Annotated in this window: 12 protein-coding genes and 1 pseudogene; 1 reads left to right on the top strand and 12 read right to left on the bottom strand. The window is 67.7% G+C overall.

What is annotated here, in order from left to right; all coding sequences use genetic code 11:
* The first annotated feature begins 125 nt into the window (after nt 1-125).
* Complete coding sequence (locus tag NBRGI_RS13415) at nt 126-1,499, top strand: serine hydrolase domain-containing protein (RefSeq protein WP_029896067.1); 1,374 nt, start codon at nt 126-128, stop codon at nt 1,497-1,499.
* Between the two features lie 210 nt (nt 1,500-1,709).
* Here the strand turns inward: NBRGI_RS13415 and NBRGI_RS13410 are convergent, their stop codons facing one another.
* The 12 genes and pseudogenes from NBRGI_RS13410 to NBRGI_RS13355 all read right to left on the bottom strand — a co-directional run.
* Nucleotides 1,710-2,357: a hypothetical protein gene (locus NBRGI_RS13410; RefSeq protein WP_148310801.1), complete on the bottom strand. Its 648-nt coding sequence runs from the start codon at nt 2,355-2,357 to the stop codon at nt 1,710-1,712.
* A 148-nt stretch (nt 2,358-2,505) separates the two neighbouring features.
* The gene (locus NBRGI_RS13405) at nt 2,506-3,306 is read right to left on the bottom strand and encodes a hypothetical protein (RefSeq protein ID WP_029896064.1); all 801 of its coding nucleotides are present in this window, start codon (nt 3,304-3,306) and stop codon (nt 2,506-2,508) included.
* Nucleotides 3,307-3,426: 120 nt separating this feature from the next.
* Nucleotides 3,427-4,188: a bestrophin-like domain gene (locus NBRGI_RS13400; RefSeq protein WP_029896062.1), complete on the bottom strand. Its 762-nt coding sequence runs from the start codon at nt 4,186-4,188 to the stop codon at nt 3,427-3,429.
* Nucleotides 4,189-4,250: 62 nt separating this feature from the next.
* Nucleotides 4,251-5,321 carry a polyprenyl synthetase family protein gene (locus tag NBRGI_RS13395; protein ID WP_029896060.1) on the bottom strand — a complete coding sequence of 357 codons (1,071 nt, stop codon included), beginning with the start codon at nt 5,319-5,321 and terminating at the stop codon, nt 4,251-4,253.
* Nucleotides 5,318-5,743: pseudogene (locus NBRGI_RS13390) on the bottom strand (flavodoxin-dependent (E)-4-hydroxy-3-methylbut-2-enyl-diphosphate synthase); the annotation flags it as partial. The pseudogene NBRGI_RS13390 and the gene NBRGI_RS13395, both read right to left, overlap by 4 nt.
* 11 nt (nt 5,744-5,754) lie before the next feature.
* Nucleotides 5,755-8,094: a terpene synthase family protein gene (locus tag NBRGI_RS13385; RefSeq protein WP_200882163.1), complete on the bottom strand. Its 2,340-nt coding sequence runs from the start codon at nt 8,092-8,094 to the stop codon at nt 5,755-5,757.
* Nucleotides 8,095-8,105: 11 nt separating this feature from the next.
* On the bottom strand, nt 8,106-9,131 hold the full coding sequence (locus tag NBRGI_RS13380) for a polyprenyl synthetase family protein (RefSeq protein WP_051727728.1): 1,026 nt from the start codon (nt 9,129-9,131) through the stop codon (nt 8,106-8,108).
* 80 nt (nt 9,132-9,211) lie between these two features.
* Nucleotides 9,212-10,618: a family 2B encapsulin nanocompartment shell protein gene (locus NBRGI_RS13375; RefSeq protein WP_029896052.1), complete on the bottom strand. Its 1,407-nt coding sequence runs from the start codon at nt 10,616-10,618 to the stop codon at nt 9,212-9,214.
* Between the two features lie 569 nt (nt 10,619-11,187).
* Nucleotides 11,188-12,477 carry an aminotransferase family protein gene (locus NBRGI_RS13370; RefSeq protein WP_051727717.1) on the bottom strand — a complete coding sequence of 430 codons (1,290 nt, stop codon included), beginning with the start codon at nt 12,475-12,477 and terminating at the stop codon, nt 11,188-11,190.
* Nucleotides 12,474-13,709, bottom strand: a complete 1,236-nt coding sequence (locus NBRGI_RS13365; protein WP_029896048.1) for an MFS transporter — start codon at nt 13,707-13,709, stop codon at nt 12,474-12,476. Before NBRGI_RS13365 ends, NBRGI_RS13370 begins: the two co-directional genes overlap by 4 nt.
* Nucleotides 13,706-14,968, bottom strand: coding sequence for a 5-aminolevulinate synthase (gene hemA, locus NBRGI_RS13360; RefSeq protein WP_029896045.1), 1,263 nt, complete (start codon nt 14,966-14,968; stop codon nt 13,706-13,708). The genes NBRGI_RS13365 and hemA overlap by 4 nt, the downstream gene beginning before the upstream one ends.
* 37 nt (nt 14,969-15,005) lie before the next feature.
* Nucleotides 15,006-15,381: thiamine pyrophosphate-dependent enzyme (locus tag NBRGI_RS13355; protein WP_029896044.1), on the bottom strand; the 376-nt coding region annotated here is incomplete at its 5' end.

The following is a 15,381-nucleotide window of genomic DNA, read 5'->3' as shown; positions in this document are numbered from 1 at the left end:
CGTGAGCAGACTGCGGCGGCACCCCGGCGCTACCCTGAGGTCGGCCTATTGCGGGGCGGATTACGTGGCGTCGCCGTGCCAGGGTCGGTCGGTCCGATTACCGAGTGTGTGGAGGGAAGTCGCAGATGCTGTTGCCATCGACCGAGCGGGCGTTGCTGCATCGGGTTGCCGTCGAGCAGGCCGAGTACCGGGTGCCCTCGTTGATCGCCGCCGTGGTGCGAGACGGGCAACTGGTGTGGTCGGGGGCCAGGGGACGGGTCGGTGCGAGCGCGCCGACCACCGACACCCAGTATCGGATCGGCTCGATCACCAAGTCGATGGTGGCGACGATGGTGCTGCGGTTGCGCGACGAGGGCAAGCTCGACTTGGCCGACCCGGTGGCCAAGCATGTGCCCGGCGCACCGGTGGGGGATCGGACTGTGGCCCAACTGCTTTCGCACACCGCGGGGTTACGCGCCGAATCGCCGGGCGACTGGTGGGAGCGCACCGCGGGGCCGCAATGGGCCGAACTCGCGGACAGCTTGGACGTCGACGCGGGCAGCAAGGCGCTGCTGCATCGCGCCGGTCGGCGGTTCCACTACTCGAACGTCGGCTTCGCCGCGCTCGGTGAACTGGTCGCCCGGTTGCGCGGGCAGAGCTGGTTCGAGGCGTTGCGTGCCGAAGTGCTGGCCCCGCTGGGCATGGACCGCACCACCGCCGCGCCCGTGGCCCCGCACGCCACCGGCGCGGCCGTGCACCCGTGGGCCGATGTGGTGCTGACCGAGCCGTCCCACGACAACGGGGCGATGGGCGCGGCGGGCCAACTGTGGTCCACAGTCAGCGATCTGGCGCGCTGGGCCGCGTTCGTCGGCGGCGACACCGGCGACGTGCTCGCCGCCGACACACTCGAGGAGATGCGCGCCCCCGCCACGGTCGAGGACGGCGACGAGTGGAATTCCGGCTACGGACTCGGCTTCCAGTTGCAGCGCCACCACGGCCGCAGGCTCGCCGGGCACACCGGAGCCATGCCCGGCTTCATCTCCACCGTCTGGGCCGACCCCAAAGACCGCACCGGCGTGCTGTTCCTGTGTAACACCACCTACGGCGGCATCCGCGGCAAACTGGCCACCGGCCTGCTCGACATCCTGGCCGAGCACGAGCCCACGCTGCCCGAAGAATGGCTCCCCGCCACCGAAGTGGACCCGAACCTGTTGGCGCTCACCGGAACCTGGTACTGGGGCACCGCCTCCCTCGCCCTGCGCCTGCGCGCCGACGGCCACCTCGAACTCACCGCTCTCGCCCACGGCGGCCGCGAATCCCGCTTCCGCCCCGAACCCGACGGCTCCTGGACCGGACTGGACGGCTACTACGCCGGCGAACGCCTCGACATCATCCGCGACCCCGACGGCACCCCCCAACGCCTGGAACTCGTCAGCTACATCCTCACCCGCGCCCCCTACGAACCCGCCGACCCCATCCCCGGCGGCGTCGACCCAGCAGGCTGGCAAACTCGCGACTAGGCCTCGGGGACCAGCTCATTACGGCCCTCGGCCGCAGTGATGGTGATGACGTACGCCGGGTCCGGCGAACCTTTCGAGATCGGGGCACACCACACTGAGCTCGTCACACTTCGGTAGCCAGCCAACAAGCCCAAACGCAAGGAGCTCCAACAAAACCCAGCCCAAACCACCCGACTGCCGCTCGGTGCAGACCCCCGCCCGTTCCCGAGCTCAACGGAGCCGGTAGATCCTGTCCACCTGCATCTGGTCCGCATCGAACTTCCACTGCTCGGTCTCCTCGGACTCCGTCACGACCTCGATCATTCTGTCGCCGGTGAACGAGACGTGCTGCGGGCAGACATCTTCGTTCCACACTGCGTCCTGCCTGCTGAACAGCCAACTGCGTTCACGGAGCAGGACGCGGCAACCGGGCGGGTTGTTGTAGATCTTGTACGACTCGGTGACGACTTCGTGGTGCCCGTCCGCACTGATCGCGACCGCCACAACCTTGCTGTCCTCGGCGACGAAAGAGGTCACGAACATTGAAACGGACCACACCGGAACCATCGCGACTCCCAACACGATGGCGAAAACCAAAGATGGCGGTTTGATCTGCCCGGGCTCGCGCCGTCCGACCAGGCCCGGCGCGGCGAGGAGCAGCACGGCGATCGTCCAGCACGCCGCCAGGCCCCACACCGGGATCCAATCGAAGCGATAGAAACGGGAGGAGTACAGCCACGCGGGCACCGCTGCCACGCCGGTCACGAAAAGCGCTGCAACGGAGCACATCCACACGATCCGCCAGCTGCGAGATCCCCAGTGGATGCCGCTGCGTACTGCATCTGGTCCGGACATCTCGCGATTCGCCGTGTCGGTCAACCGTTTCCCCATTTACGCGACTACCGTCCGACTCGGTCGGTTCGAACAGAGCGCCAGTGTAGTCGACACCGCGCCTCCGCGAAGCTGCTCGACCGCCGTTCGGCCCGGCCACAGGCCCAAGCCGCCACCACCCAACGAACCGCGGCGTCTACTCGTGCTTGTGTCTGCGGATGTAGGTGGCGCCGGTGCGGACGGTGCCGACGACGACGACCAGCATGACGGTGGTGAATTGCAGCATGTTCCAGGCGACCGGGTCGCGGGTGGGGAGGACGGCTTCGCGCTGGGATGCGGGCGGGAGTATGACCGGCTGCTGCCGGGGGAGGGGCGGGACTATGGGTGGGGCTTCGAGGACGTCGGGGAACTGGGTCGGCAGGATCGGGGCCGCGACCGCAGGCGGGGTGAGGTCCAGGGGGAGGCCGGGGAACGGCGGCAACTCCTGTGGCCAGAGCAGGCAGGCCAGCCCGCTGCCGGTCATGGCGCTGCCCACCGCCGCACTGCCGAGCCCGGACAAGCTGGAGCCGAGGCTGGAGCCGCTGGCGGTGAGGATGCCGGCCACGATCAACGACAGGCCCGCCACGGCGCTGCCCGCGCACGCGGTTCGCACGGTGTCGGAATCCAGATCCGGTGGAACGAGCGGATTCTCGGCGACCGGGGGCGTCGAAACTGGCTCCGGAAGCGTAAGTTCCATGACGGCTGCGGGTTCGACCCCGCTACCCGCACTTTCCGCTCCGGCACTGCCCGCTCCGGTGCTGCCGGTATGCAGCGAACCAGCGGCCGGTGCCGGCCCGAGACTCAATTCGCCACCGACGGAGGAACTTCCAGTCGCGGTGTCGCCGGGGCCCGCGCTGCCCGAGCCCATCCCGGACGCCGCACTGCCCGTGACGATTTCGCCGAGCGGCGGCCAGGTGTCGGTGCGGGGGTCGGCGGACACTACCGGGAGTCCGGTCATCAGGGCCAAGGCCACCGGAACAACAGCGAGTCCCCTTGCAGCCCTGCGAGGTCGGGTTCCTTCGCGATCCAGCGACATGTGCAGGCATCCATCTTTCGTGGCGATCCAGAGCCGGGGCCGCTAGGTGATGTGCTGGAAACGGGCCAGCGCCAATTCGAAAGCGTCCTTGGGGACGACGTTGCCGCCCGCGAACGGCCGGTCGAGCCGGTAGATCGCCAGGATCGCGGCGCCGATCACCACGCCCAGCAGCGCCGTCATCGCCACGCTGCGCGCACTCACCTCGACGCCCGCCAGCACCGAACTGAGCAGCAGCAGGATCGTGCCGAACCACAAAGCGCCGTAGAGGAATCCGGGCATGCCCTGCTGCGCGTCCAGGGCGCGGTCGTGCCGTGCCTGGCCTGCCGCATCGAGCGACGCCAAAGCGATCTCGCGCTGATCGGTGACCGCGGAATCCTCGGACTGGACGGCGAGCACGGTATCGCGCAGGGTGTCGAGGATGTCTTGCGTGTTCTGATCGAGGCGACGGTCCCGGTCCATCACCGCCCATTCGGTGGTGACCACCTGTTCGGTGTATTCGCGCACCAGCCCTTGGATTTCGCTGTGCGCGGGCTCGGGCATCGCGTGCGCCGCCGAGTACACGTCGACCAGCGACTTCGATTCGGCGACGGTGTGATTGTGCGCGTTGTCGTACTGCTGCCAGCAGATCACCACTACGAACGCGGCGACCGCCATGAACAGCGTGCTGATCAGCTCGAGCGTCACCGACCCGGAGTCCCCGTTCTCCGGTTTACGCCACACCAGCGCGCGCAATCGCGCGCCGACGACGAATACGAGGACCGCGATCACCCCGACGGCGAGCGGCACGCCAATCTCTTCGATCATGGTTCGGCTCCGATTGTCCTGTGCACCATCGGTGCACGGCGTCCGCTGGGCATGACACGCCCCTACCCGGTGCGGGCGATCGCGTCGTCCGCGAGGTGCTGCAATGTCCGGATCACCGCGAGCGGGATCGGTGCCTGCTCGAGCGCCTGATGCGCCTGTTCGGACCTGGTGCGGATCATCCCTTCGACGCGCGCCAGCGCTGTCGCGCCGAGGATCTCGCGACATTCTGCCGCCTGCTGCTCGTCTAGCGCCGGATCGCCGAGCATCGCGGACAACCGTGCGGACTGCTCGGCGTCCGCGTGCGTGAACGCCAGCGCGACCAGCGCGGTGTGTTTGCCCTCGCGCAGATCCTCGATATTGGATTTGCCGGTTCGCGCCGGATCGCCGTAGACGCCGAGCAGATCGTCCCGGAGCTGGAAGGCCTCCCCGAGCGGCCGCGCGTACGCGGCGAGCGCGGCGGGAATGCCGGGTGCGGGATCGGCGAGCAGCGCGCCCAGGACCAGCGGGCGTTCGCAGGTGTAGGACGCCGTCTTGTACCGGACGATGTCGAGCGCACGGTCCAGGTCGCCGGACGGGCACGCGGTGGTGAGCAGGTCGAGATACTGGCCGTACATCACGTCGGCGCGCATTCCGTCGAGTACTTCGAGCGCGGTGCGCAGTTGCCGCGCGGTCAGCCGCGCGGTGTGCAACAGCTCCGCGGACCAGACCATGGCCAGATCGCCGAGGACGATCGCGGCATGCCTGCCGAACCGTTCCGGGTCGCGGCGCTCGGGATGCAGCGCGGTGAGCGCGCGATGCACCGTGGGGTGGTCACGACGGGTGTCGCTGTTGTCGATGATGTCGTCGTGGATCAGCACCGCCGCGTGAAACAGTTCGAGCGCGGCCGCGACCTGGATCACCGGCTGCGGCACCGGTGCCGCGCCGTGCGCGGCATGCCAGCCGAGCACACAGAGCAACGGGCGAATCCGCTTGCCGCCCGCGAACAGGAACGCGTGCAGCGTGTCGGTGATCTCCCCCGGTAGCGTCGGATCGGCGCTCGCCTTGCCGCGCAGGAAGCGGTCCAGCACCCCGTCGACTCTGATCCGGGTCGCGGCCAGATCGACGGGTGCCTGCTCGACTTGGGTGGTCGTCATGAGATCCCTTCCGCCGGTGCGTGTTCCAGGTGCTGGGTGAGCGCGACCGCCTCGGCCACCAGCGTTTCGACGATCTGACTCTCCGGAACCGTGCGAATAACCCTGCCCCGCACGAAGATCTGTCCTTTCCCGTTGCCGGAGGAGACGCCGAGATCTGCCTCGCGCGCCTCGCCCGGCCCGTTCACGACGCAGCCCATCACCGCGACGCGCAACGGGTGCCGGAAGCCGTCGAACGCCGCCTCCACCTCTGCGGCCAGCCGATGGATGTCGACCTGCAATCGGCCGCAGCCCGGGCAGGAGACGATCTCGAGCTTGCGCGGCCGCAGCGCGAGCGATTGCAGGATGTGGCAGCCCGCCCTCACCTGCTCGACCGGCGGCGCGGAGATCGAGACGCGGATGGTGCCGCCGATCCCTTCGCCGAGTTCCTCGGGGGTCATGGTCGTCGCTCCGGCACGGCGAGACGGCGGACGGTGGCGGGCACGGCGAACGCGAGATCCTCGGTCGCCGTGACGTTTTCCTGCACCGCTCGGTCGAGCCGGGCGGCACTGGTGCCGAGGCCGGTCGGCCGTAGACAGCCGGGGTCGGGCCGGGTCTCGTCCGCTGTCTCGGCCAGAGCCGTTGCCCCGTAACGCTCTTCGAGTTGCGGCTCCCGATAACGGGAAGATGCGCAGTGCCAGTTCAGGATTGCGGCCATCCAGTCCTGTAGTTCCACCGCGCGCCGGTCGATGGTGGCACGGACCTCGGGCGCGAGGTCGTACTCCTCGTACAGGGCGGGCAATTCGCTGCCGACGATCCGCTCGAACTGGTGCAGTCGCGCGGTCAAGAGATCGTGCACCGCCGTGACGGCGGTCCCGGGGTCGCAGTCGAGGAAGTTCCGCAGCACTCGCACCGCGTTGTGGAAGTCGCCCTCGTACCGGGTTTCCTTGTGGTACGAGTACAGATCGTTCAGCAGCGTGCAGACGTCGGTCGCGGTGTGTTCCAGATCCATCATGGTCTGCGTCCGATAGACCTCGGGCGCGATCAGTTCCGCGCGCGAGATCCGGGCGAGCGCGATCGTGAGATCCGCGCCGAAGGTGCGCCTGCGCATCTCCACGTAATCGACCGGATCGGGTATCCGGTTGGTGATGTCGTTGGCCACCTCCCATTCCGACGCATCCAGGAAAACCTCGACGGCACGGCGGAATTCGGCCTTCTGGTCCTCGGGCAACTTCGCCGTGGTGCGGGCCCACAACGCCGCGAGTCCGCGTTCCATCGCGTTGGACGCGGGTGTCGGCGCGGCGTCGTGGGCGGGCATGCACGCGCGCAGCCGGGCGCTTTGGGCCTTGGCTGCGGCCAGGTCTTTGCGCTGGGCGAAAACCTGCGGGTAGTAGTCGTCCACAAAGGTGCCCCAGGCCAGCCACGAGGACGACATATCCAGCTCCACCGGAGTCGCATCGGGGTCGATGCCCGCCGCGCACAGCGCGAAGTCGAACCCCGCCAGGTCTTTCGGGCGCCAGAGCGGACGTCCGCCGAGTTCGGGTAGCGGGTCGTGGAAGCCGATCCGCGCGCCCCAGGCGAGCAGATTCGCGCGTGCGGCCGCCAGATGCGGACTCAGCTGGAGCTGATACGGCATCGGGATCTCGGGAAACTCGATCGGTCCGGTCAATTCCTGCCGCGGGTGCAGGAAGCTGCGCAGCCGGCCCGGCTCCAGCACCACGGTGGGGGAGAACAGATATACCGCGGCACTCCCGAGACCGGCGGGTTTGAACAGCCTGCGCACCGGATCGCCGTCCGCCGCCGGACCCTTGTTCATGTACCGGCTCGACCGCATATGCCATTCGTGGCCGCCGGATTGCCAGTCCTGCAAGCCTTTCGCGTACGCCAGTACGGCAGCCTGCTCGTCCGCGCCCACGGCCTGCTCGGCGAACAGCACGGGCAGCTCGGTGACCGTGGTGTGCTCGAACTGTTGCAGGCGGGAGGTCAGCAGGTTGTTCACGACCTCGGCGCTCTGCTGGGTCTCGTAGCCGAAGAACTGCTCTACCACCAGGATTCCGTTGGCGTTCTCGCCTTCCTGCCGCACCTCCCGCTCATAGGAGAAGATGTCGTTGCGCAGGTGCACGGCGTCGGCGAAGGTGTCGCGCAAGACCTCCAGCGGCCGGGTGGTGGCCAGCTCGGCCGGGATCTGCGCGCCGACGGCGTGCTCGACCAGATTGGCCGACCAGGGCGCGCCGCCGACTTTGCGCCGCATCTCGATGTATTCGATCGGGTTCGCGATCCGGCCTTCGGCGATATTGGCCAACTCCCACCGCGATTCCTCCAGCAGCGCCGTCGTGGTCGCGGCGAACCGGGTCCGCCAATTCATCGACATCGCGGGCACCGTGCGCACCCACAGGTCGGCCAGACCGCGCTCGACCGGGTTGGCCGGCGCCGGCAGCGGCCCGCCGGCCAGCGGCATGAAGTCTCGCAGCCGATCCAGGTACTCTTTGGCGCCCTTGGTGTCTCGGGTGCGCTTGAACAATTCGAGGAAGTGGTCGTCGAAGTAGAACACCCACACGTACCAGTCGGTGATGAGATCCAGTTCCCGGCTGTCGCAGTCGGGGTGGGTGTACGCGCACAGCAGACCGTAGTCGTGTCTGTCGAGATCGGACTCGCTCCAGATGTGATGGCCCGCTGCGTCTTCGAAGAAGCCCATCGACTCGGCCCACCCCCGGGTGTGCGCGCGGGCGCCGTCGACGTGCGGATTGAGCCGGGCCGGATACGGCATATAGAAGTCGGGGAGTTCGAAGGGCTGCACGTCGCTTCCTTTCAGCGGTCTCGATGGGAAACCAGGTGCGCCAACGCCATCAGGTCCGCGGCGGCCGCCGGGTCGGCCAGGGCCGCGATGGCGGCCTGCATCCGGCGCTCGGCCAGTCGCTGGGTCCAGCGCCTGCCGCCGGCCGATTCGACCAGCGCCGCGGTCCTGGCGGTGTCCATCGCTGCGGTGACAGCGGAGGGGCGGTACATGCGCGCCAGCTCGGCGGCCGCCGCGGTGCCCGAACCCAGCGCCGAGACCACCGGCAGCGACATGCTGTGGCGGGCAAGGTCGCTCGCCGGTTTCCCGGTGACCGCCGGATCACCCCAGATGCCGATCAGATCGTCGACGAACTGGAAGGCCATCCCCAGTTCGCGGCCGAATGTCTCCATTGCCGCCACCGTCGTCCGATCGGCCTGCGCGCACAGTGCGCCGAGCGCGCAGGCGCATCCCATGAGGGCGCCGGTCTTGCCCATGACCATCCGGGTGTACTCGTCCAATCCCGTGCGGCCACCCGCGCCCAAACGACAGTCTTCGTGCTGGCCACGGCACATCTCGATAATCGCCATTTCGAGTGCGGCGAGCGCCGCCGTTGCCGTGGCCCCGGGTAGTCCGGCCACCAGGACCCGTGCCGCGAGGGCGTGTAGCGCGTCGCCGAGCAGGATCGCATCGGCGCTGCCCCACACCTTCCAGACGGCGGGGCGCCCGCGCCTGACTTCGTCGCCATCCATGACGTCGTCGTGCAGGAGCGTGAAGTTGTGCACGAGTTCCACTGCGGCGGCCGCGGCCAGCGCGGCGTGCGCGGTGCTGCCGCACGCGACCGCCGTACAGACGGTGAGCGCGGGCCGCAGCGCCTTTCCGACGGGCTGCGGCGTCGGGTTGCCGTCGGCGTCCCACCAGCCGAAGTGATAGCCGCCCAGGTGATCCAGCGGTTCGGGCAGGGTGCCCACCGCTTCGCGCAGCAGTGGCTCACACAGCTCGCGGACATTCGTCAGAATCTCCGTGGCCGTGCGATCCGCCGCCGACGTGCTCTCGACCATCGGTCCACCCACCTCCCCCTGTCGGGTCGTGACGCGGGCGGACGGCTGGTCCACCCGCCGGGAACGGTGCTGCGCGACGGTCAGTCGGTGGGCCGGGCGACCAGGACGTTGTCCAGCGCGCCGAGCGCGTCGGGCACCAGGACGGCGGCCGAGTAATAGCAGCTGACCAGGTAAGAGATGATCGACTGGTCATCGATGCCTTTGAACCGCACGTTGAGGCTGGGCTCGTATTCGTCCGGTATGCCGGTCTGGTGCAGGCCGATCACGCCCTGGTCTTTTTCGCCGGTGCGCATGGCCAGGATGGAGGTGGTCGCGGTGTCGCTGACCGGGATCTTGCTGCACGGGAAGATCGGGACGCCGCGCCAGGCGGGTACGCGGTGGCCGTCCACGTCGACGGGGTCGGGGTACAGTCCGCGTTTGCTGCATTCGCGGCCGAAGGCGGCGATGGCTTTCGGGTGTGCGAGAAAGAGTTTGGTGCTGCGCCGCATGCTGAGCAGTTCGTCCATGTCGTCCGGGGTGGGCGGGCCGGACTCGGTGTAGATGCGCTGTTTGAGATCGCAGTTGTGCAGCAGGCCGAAGTCTGCGTTGTTGAGCAGATCGTATTCGCGGCGTTCGTAGAGCGCCTCGATGGTGAGCCGCAACTGCTGCTGGGTCTGGTTCATCGGGTCGTTGAACAGGTCGGCGACCCTGGTGTGCACGCGCAGCACGCTCTGCGCCAGGCTCAGCTCGTATTCGCGCGGGCTGGCGTCGTAATCGACGAAGGTGCCGACCAATTCGGGCTCACCGCTGTGCCCGGACGAGATCTCGATCGCGGCCTCGCCCTGTTTGTTCTGCGGGCGTGCCGAGGCGTCGGCGACCCGGGCCAGGTGCTCGCGCAGCGCGGGCGCGTTGTCGAGTATTTCCTCCAGCGCCGGCCGGCTCAGTACGAGCATCGTGGTTTTGGTTTGCGTTTTGACGGTGACCGGCCAAATGGCGGAAGAGTCGGTGAGACTCTGATCGCCGAAGAAATTGCCACCGGCCAGCATACCGAGGAGTGTGTTTTCACCGTATTCGCCGGAGCCGAGCTTGCTCAATTTTCCGTGCACGATCAACATGACCTGATTCATCGGATTACCGAATTCGGCTACCACGCTGCCGGGTTCGAATTCGCGCTGCTCGAACCGGCGGGCCAGTGCGCGCAGCACATCCTCATCGGTGAAATCGTGCAGTGCGGGCAGTTCGCACAGTTCCAGCGGGATCACCTTGGCGGTGGAACCGTCCACCGCGAACTCGACCTCGCCGTTGCCGACGGTGTGTGTGAGGCGCCGGTTGACTCGGTACACACCGCCGTTGACCTGCGTCCATGGCAGCATGCGGGTGAGCCAGCGCGAGGTGATACCCTGCATCTGGGGTTCGGACTTGGTGGTGGTCGACAACTGGTGTGCGGCAGTGGTACTGAGACTCCTGCGCACCGTCGTCTCGGTATGTGCGGACATTTCCATTGTCATGGCTGATCCTCACCTAGAAATCGTCCCGGGACGTTCGACAGTGGAGAGTTCGAGTCCTCGGATTACTCACAACGGACCGGCGACCGGCGTACGAGCAGGTCACGAACTGGGTTGGAACACAGGTGAATCTGGTTACCCGACAGCGTGTTTCGAACAGCTCAGATCGTATGCCCGCTAACTCCCCGCGCGCAGCAGAATTATCAATATTTACCTTTTAATTCGGATGGTAACGACACGAATCCGATTGGGCAACAAGGAATAACGGTCTGCTGCCCGGTCGGTGAAAGTTCCGACGGGCAGTCCGTGTGTAGGTTATATTCCCCGCGGTTACGGCAGCGCGAGGTAGTTGGTTTCCGGGTCCCCCTCGCGCAGGGTGCGGGCCGGGGGTGGGAGCTCGGCCCGCCCGCCCGGCGGTGTTCGTGCCCACTCGGCTCAGGTCGCGGCGGCCGCGTCGAGTGCGCGAGCCTCGTCGGCGACCTCAGATCTGCGAGCAGGGTCGTGCCGGTGGCCGGTGTGGTGTTGCAGTACCCGAAACCAGTTGATCAACAACCGGTTTCGGGTGCCGGATATCAGGGGCGGCGTTCGTCCGCCACCGCCGCCAGCGTCTTGTCCAGGCGCTCCACCAGTTCCTCGATGATCCCCGGAGAACTGTTCAACGGCGGTGCGACGAGCACCGAGTCGGTCGTCTCACCGATGCCCGCCGAGCACAGCACGAGCCCGTTCTCCTTGGCGGCGGCCACGATTCGCTTGTTGGTGTCCACCGACTGCCCGGGCCGGACATGCAGCGCGCGCATCAGGCCGATGCCTGATTGGTCGGAGAGCAACTCCGGGTAGTGCCCGCACAGCTTGGTCAGCTCGGCGCCGAGCAGCGCACCGGCCTCGGCGGCATTGTCCAGCAGCGACTCGTCTTCGAGCACGCTGAGCACCGCGTTGGCCGCCGCGCAGGCGAGCGGATTCGCGGACATGGTGTGGCCCAGTGCGATCGGGCCGAGCGGTTCGGCGATCGCGGTGGTCACCGTGCTGGAGACCATGGTCACCGCAAGGCTGGTGTAGCCACCGGTGACACCCTTGCCCGAGGTGAGGATGTCGGGGGCGATATTGGCGTGGTCGCAGGCCCACCACTTTCCGGTGCGCCCGAAGCCGGACATCACCTCGTCCGCGATGAGCACGATGCCGTTGTTCTGCGTCTCCCGGCGCAGCCAGTGCATCGTCTCCACGTCGATCGGGGCCGCGCCGGAGGAGGCGCCGCCGAGCGGTTCGATGACGATCGCCGCGACCTTCGACGGTCCGACATTGAGAATGGCCTGCGCCCACTCCTCGTGGGTCGCCCGGCGTCGTCCCGCTTTGGGACGCACCAGTACTCGGTTCGTGCCGGAGGTGCCGAGCAGGGCCTCGACCGAGGCGTCGCGCTTGTTCGGGCTGCCGGTGATGGACAGCGCGGCCGCCGTCATCCCGTGATAGCTCGGCTCTTCGGACAGGATCACGGTGCGCTGGGTATCACCGCGCCGATGCTGGCAGGCGAAGGCCAGCCGCAGTGCGCACTCGTTGGCCTCGGAGCCGGAATTGCTGTACTCGATGGCGGCGGTGCCCGCGGGCGCGATGGCGAGCAGCCGCTCGGTGAGCTGGCGGGCGGGTTCGTTGCGGAACTGCGTGCGATGCACGAAAGTCAGTTGCTGGAGCTGGTTTTCGACGGCGCGCAGCACGGTGGGATGGGCATGCCCGACATTGACGTTGAGCACCCCGGAGGAGCCGTCGAGGTAGTCCTTTCCGTCGGCGTCGTAGATGTAGGGGCCCAGGGCCCACGCGGCAACGGGGAGGGCGGCCCGGTTCGGGGCCACCGCGGCGGAGGCGGGAATCATGCTGGCTGACGTTCCTTTCGAAGGAGTGCGAGCAGGGCGGCCGACACGACGGCCGCGACGAGGCCGAGCACCGCGGTACAACCGGCGAAGACCGCGCCGCCGACCGTGAGGGCGCCCAGCAGGGTGGTGCCGATGGCGATGCCCGCGTTCATCATCGAGTTGTTCCAGGCGACGACCGAGGCGCGCTGCGTCGGGTCGGCGGAGGACAGGTAGGCCTGCTGACTGGAGTAGAAGGCGCCGCCGAAAACGCACCAGAGGGTCAAGGCGACCAGCGCGACGATCACCTGGTTGTTGGTCAACGCGACCACGGCACAGGGGACGAACGCCACCGCGGCGAGTACGGAGACCCATACACCGCTGACCCCGCGCCGGTGCAGCCGATCGAGAATCGTTCCGGCACTGAGCGATCCGACCAGCGATCCGGCGCCGACGAGCAGACCGACCAGGCCGAGCGCGCTGAGGCCGAAGCCGAAGCGCTGCGCGTAGATCACCCCCACGAAGGTGTAGGCGCCGAGCCGCGCGGCTTGCAGGAACAGAGTGGCGATGAGCCCCAAGCTGATTCGGGGCTGCCGCCAGGGCTCGAGCAGGGCGCGCAAGCCGCGCGACTGCCCGGTGACCGGCACGTGCTCGAGCCGGACGTACAACACCGCGGACGTCACGATCATCAGCACGCCGACGGCCAGGAACGGCCACCGCCAGCTGGTGAGCGCGGCGAGCGCCGCGCCGAGCGGGACGCCCAGGACCTGCCCGAGCGAATAGACGCTCGCGCCAAGGGAAATCACTCGTCCGCGCTGATGCTGCGGCGTGCGCTCGGCGAGGTAGGCCCAGATCGCGGGCGCCGCGATCGCGGCGCCGAGGCCGGTGATGCCGCGGCCCGCGACCAGCATGGTCAGCGAACCCGCCACGGCGCAGGCCAGATTGCCGAGCATGAACACCAGCGAGCCGAGCAGGATCGACCAGCGCCGCGGATAGCGGTCGGCGAGGATCCCGAACGGCGGCCCGGCGACGGCGTAGACGAGCACGTAGGCGGTGACGATGGTGGCCGCGGCGGCCACCGAGGCGTGCAGCGACTCGGCGATATCCGGCAGCATCGGTGCGACCAGATACATCTCCGCGCCCATCAGGAAGAACGCCGCATAGAGCAGGACGTGCTGAGCCCACGGCGTTGTGGGCTCAGCGTCCGCCACCGGATGCAGGTTCCGGAGTCGGGTGGGCCGCGCCTCGACGGTCATACCGAGACCTTCTCCAGCGTGTCGAGAGCGGCGACCGGTCGGGCCGGGCGGCGGGGCAGGTTCAGCTGTGACCAAACGGAATCGATGATCTCGGCGAACTTGTGTACCGCGGCGGGGCTGTGCACCGGTGAGGGGTTGATCCGCAGGCGTTCGGTGCCGCGCGCGACCGAAGGAAAGTTGATCGGTTGCGCGTATTGGTGGTGTTCTTCGAGCAAGATGTCGGCCAGTTGTTTGCATTTGTGCGGATCGCCTACGAGTACGGGAACGATGTGACTTTCGGTGGACACCAACGGAATCTGGGCGTCCATCAGCAGGCCCTGCAGCAGCTGGGCGCGGTGGTACAGCAGGATGCGCTCGTTGTCGGACTCGCGCAGGTGCCGCACGCTGGCCAGCGCGGCGGCCGCGAGGGCGGGCGGCATGGCGAGGGTGAAGATGAACGCGGGCGCGAAACTACGCACCGCGTCGAGGATCGCCGCCGGACCGGTCAGGTAGCCGCCGAGCGTGCCGTAGCCCTTGGCGAAGGTGCCCATCAGCAGATCGACCTGGTCCGCACAGCCCATCTGCGCCGCCATGCCCGAGCCCTCGGGACCGTACATGCCGACCGAATGCGCCTCGTCGACGTACACCAGCGCGCCGTGTTTCTTTGCCACGGCACATAATTCGGGCATCGGGGCGATGTCGCCGTCCATCGAGTAGATCGATTCGAACGCGACCACCTTGGGCCGGTCCGGATCGGCGGCGGCGAGCAGCTCGTCGAGATGGGCGGGATCGTTGTGCCGGAAGATCTGCCGCTCGGCCCGCGAGGCCCGCATGCCGAGAATCATCGACGCGTGGTTCTGCTCGTCGGAGAAGAAGATCACGCCGGGCAGGTGCTTGCCGAGCACACCGAGCACGGCGTCGTTGACCGCGTACCCGGTGATGAACGTCAGGCCGGCTTCTTTCCGATGTAGTTGTGCCACTTCGCGTTCCAGCAGGATGTGGGTGTGGTTGTTGCCGGAGATGTTGCGCGACCCGCCCGCCGCGACACCGGAGCGATTGATCGAGCGGTGCATGGCCTCGACGACCTTCGGGAACTGACCCATGCCGAGGTGATCGTTGCTGCACCACACCGTGATCTCGCGCAGGCCGTCCCGATGATGGTGCACCGCTTGGGGAAACCGCCCGGCCAGGCGTTCGATCTCCACAAAGGTCCGGTACTGGCCCGAGGACCGGATGTCGTCGATCTTTCTCTCGAAATGGGCTGTGTAGTCGAAAGCCATGGGAATCTCCGTTGTCTCGAAGGTGTTGCGGTTTTCTTCAGTGGGACTGTTGATGCGCGAGGTGAGTCGTCAACGCCTGGGCGGTATCCCAGCCCGTGATGGGTGGGTAGGCGTCGGGGTCGGTGCAGACGTCCAGAACGGTGGTCGTCGGGTCGACGATCGCCTTGGACAGGGCCTCGCGCAGTTCCACGTCGTTGTGGATGGTTTGACCGCGTGCGCCGCACGCGGTCGCGATTTGGGCGTGATCGACATGACCCAGCTCGACGGCCGAGGTCGGCCTGCCGAACTGGACGATCTCGGCGTGCTTCTGGAAGCCGAGGATGGCGTTGTTCAGCACCACGACCACGACATCGAGGTTCTCTCGCACCGCGGTCTCCAGCTCGGACCAGCAGTGCGCGAACCCACCGTCGCCG

This window comes from Nocardia brasiliensis IFM 10847 (assembly GCF_000710915.1).
Lineage (GTDB): Bacteria > Actinomycetota > Actinomycetes > Mycobacteriales > Mycobacteriaceae > Nocardia > Nocardia brasiliensis_A.
This window is presented reverse-complemented; position numbering and strand designations above follow the sequence as displayed.

Bases quoted from the DNA above. Each gene is read 5' to 3' on its own strand.
- NBRGI_RS13365 (WP_029896048.1), bottom strand. From the start codon at position 13,709: ATGACCGTCGAGGCGCGGCCCACCCGACTCCGGAACCTGCATCCGGTG.
- NBRGI_RS13375 (WP_029896052.1), bottom strand. From the start codon at position 10,618: ATGACAATGGAAATGTCCGCACATACCGAGACGACGGTGCGCAGGAGT.
- NBRGI_RS13400 (WP_029896062.1), bottom strand. From the start codon at position 4,188: ATGATCGAAGAGATTGGCGTGCCGCTCGCCGTCGGGGTGATCGCGGTC.
- NBRGI_RS13395 (WP_029896060.1), bottom strand. From the start codon at position 5,321: ATGACGACCACCCAAGTCGAGCAGGCACCCGTCGATCTGGCCGCGACC.
- NBRGI_RS13405 (WP_029896064.1), bottom strand. From the start codon at position 3,306: ATGACCGGACTCCCGGTAGTGTCCGCCGACCCCCGCACCGACACCTGG.
- hemA (WP_029896045.1), bottom strand. From the start codon at position 14,968: ATGGCTTTCGACTACACAGCCCATTTCGAGAGAAAGATCGACGACATC.
- NBRGI_RS13370 (WP_051727717.1), bottom strand. From the start codon at position 12,477: ATGATTCCCGCCTCCGCCGCGGTGGCCCCGAACCGGGCCGCCCTCCCC.
- NBRGI_RS13415 (WP_029896067.1), top strand. From the start codon at position 126: ATGCTGTTGCCATCGACCGAGCGGGCGTTGCTGCATCGGGTTGCCGTC.
- NBRGI_RS13380 (WP_051727728.1), bottom strand. From the start codon at position 9,131: ATGGTCGAGAGCACGTCGGCGGCGGATCGCACGGCCACGGAGATTCTG.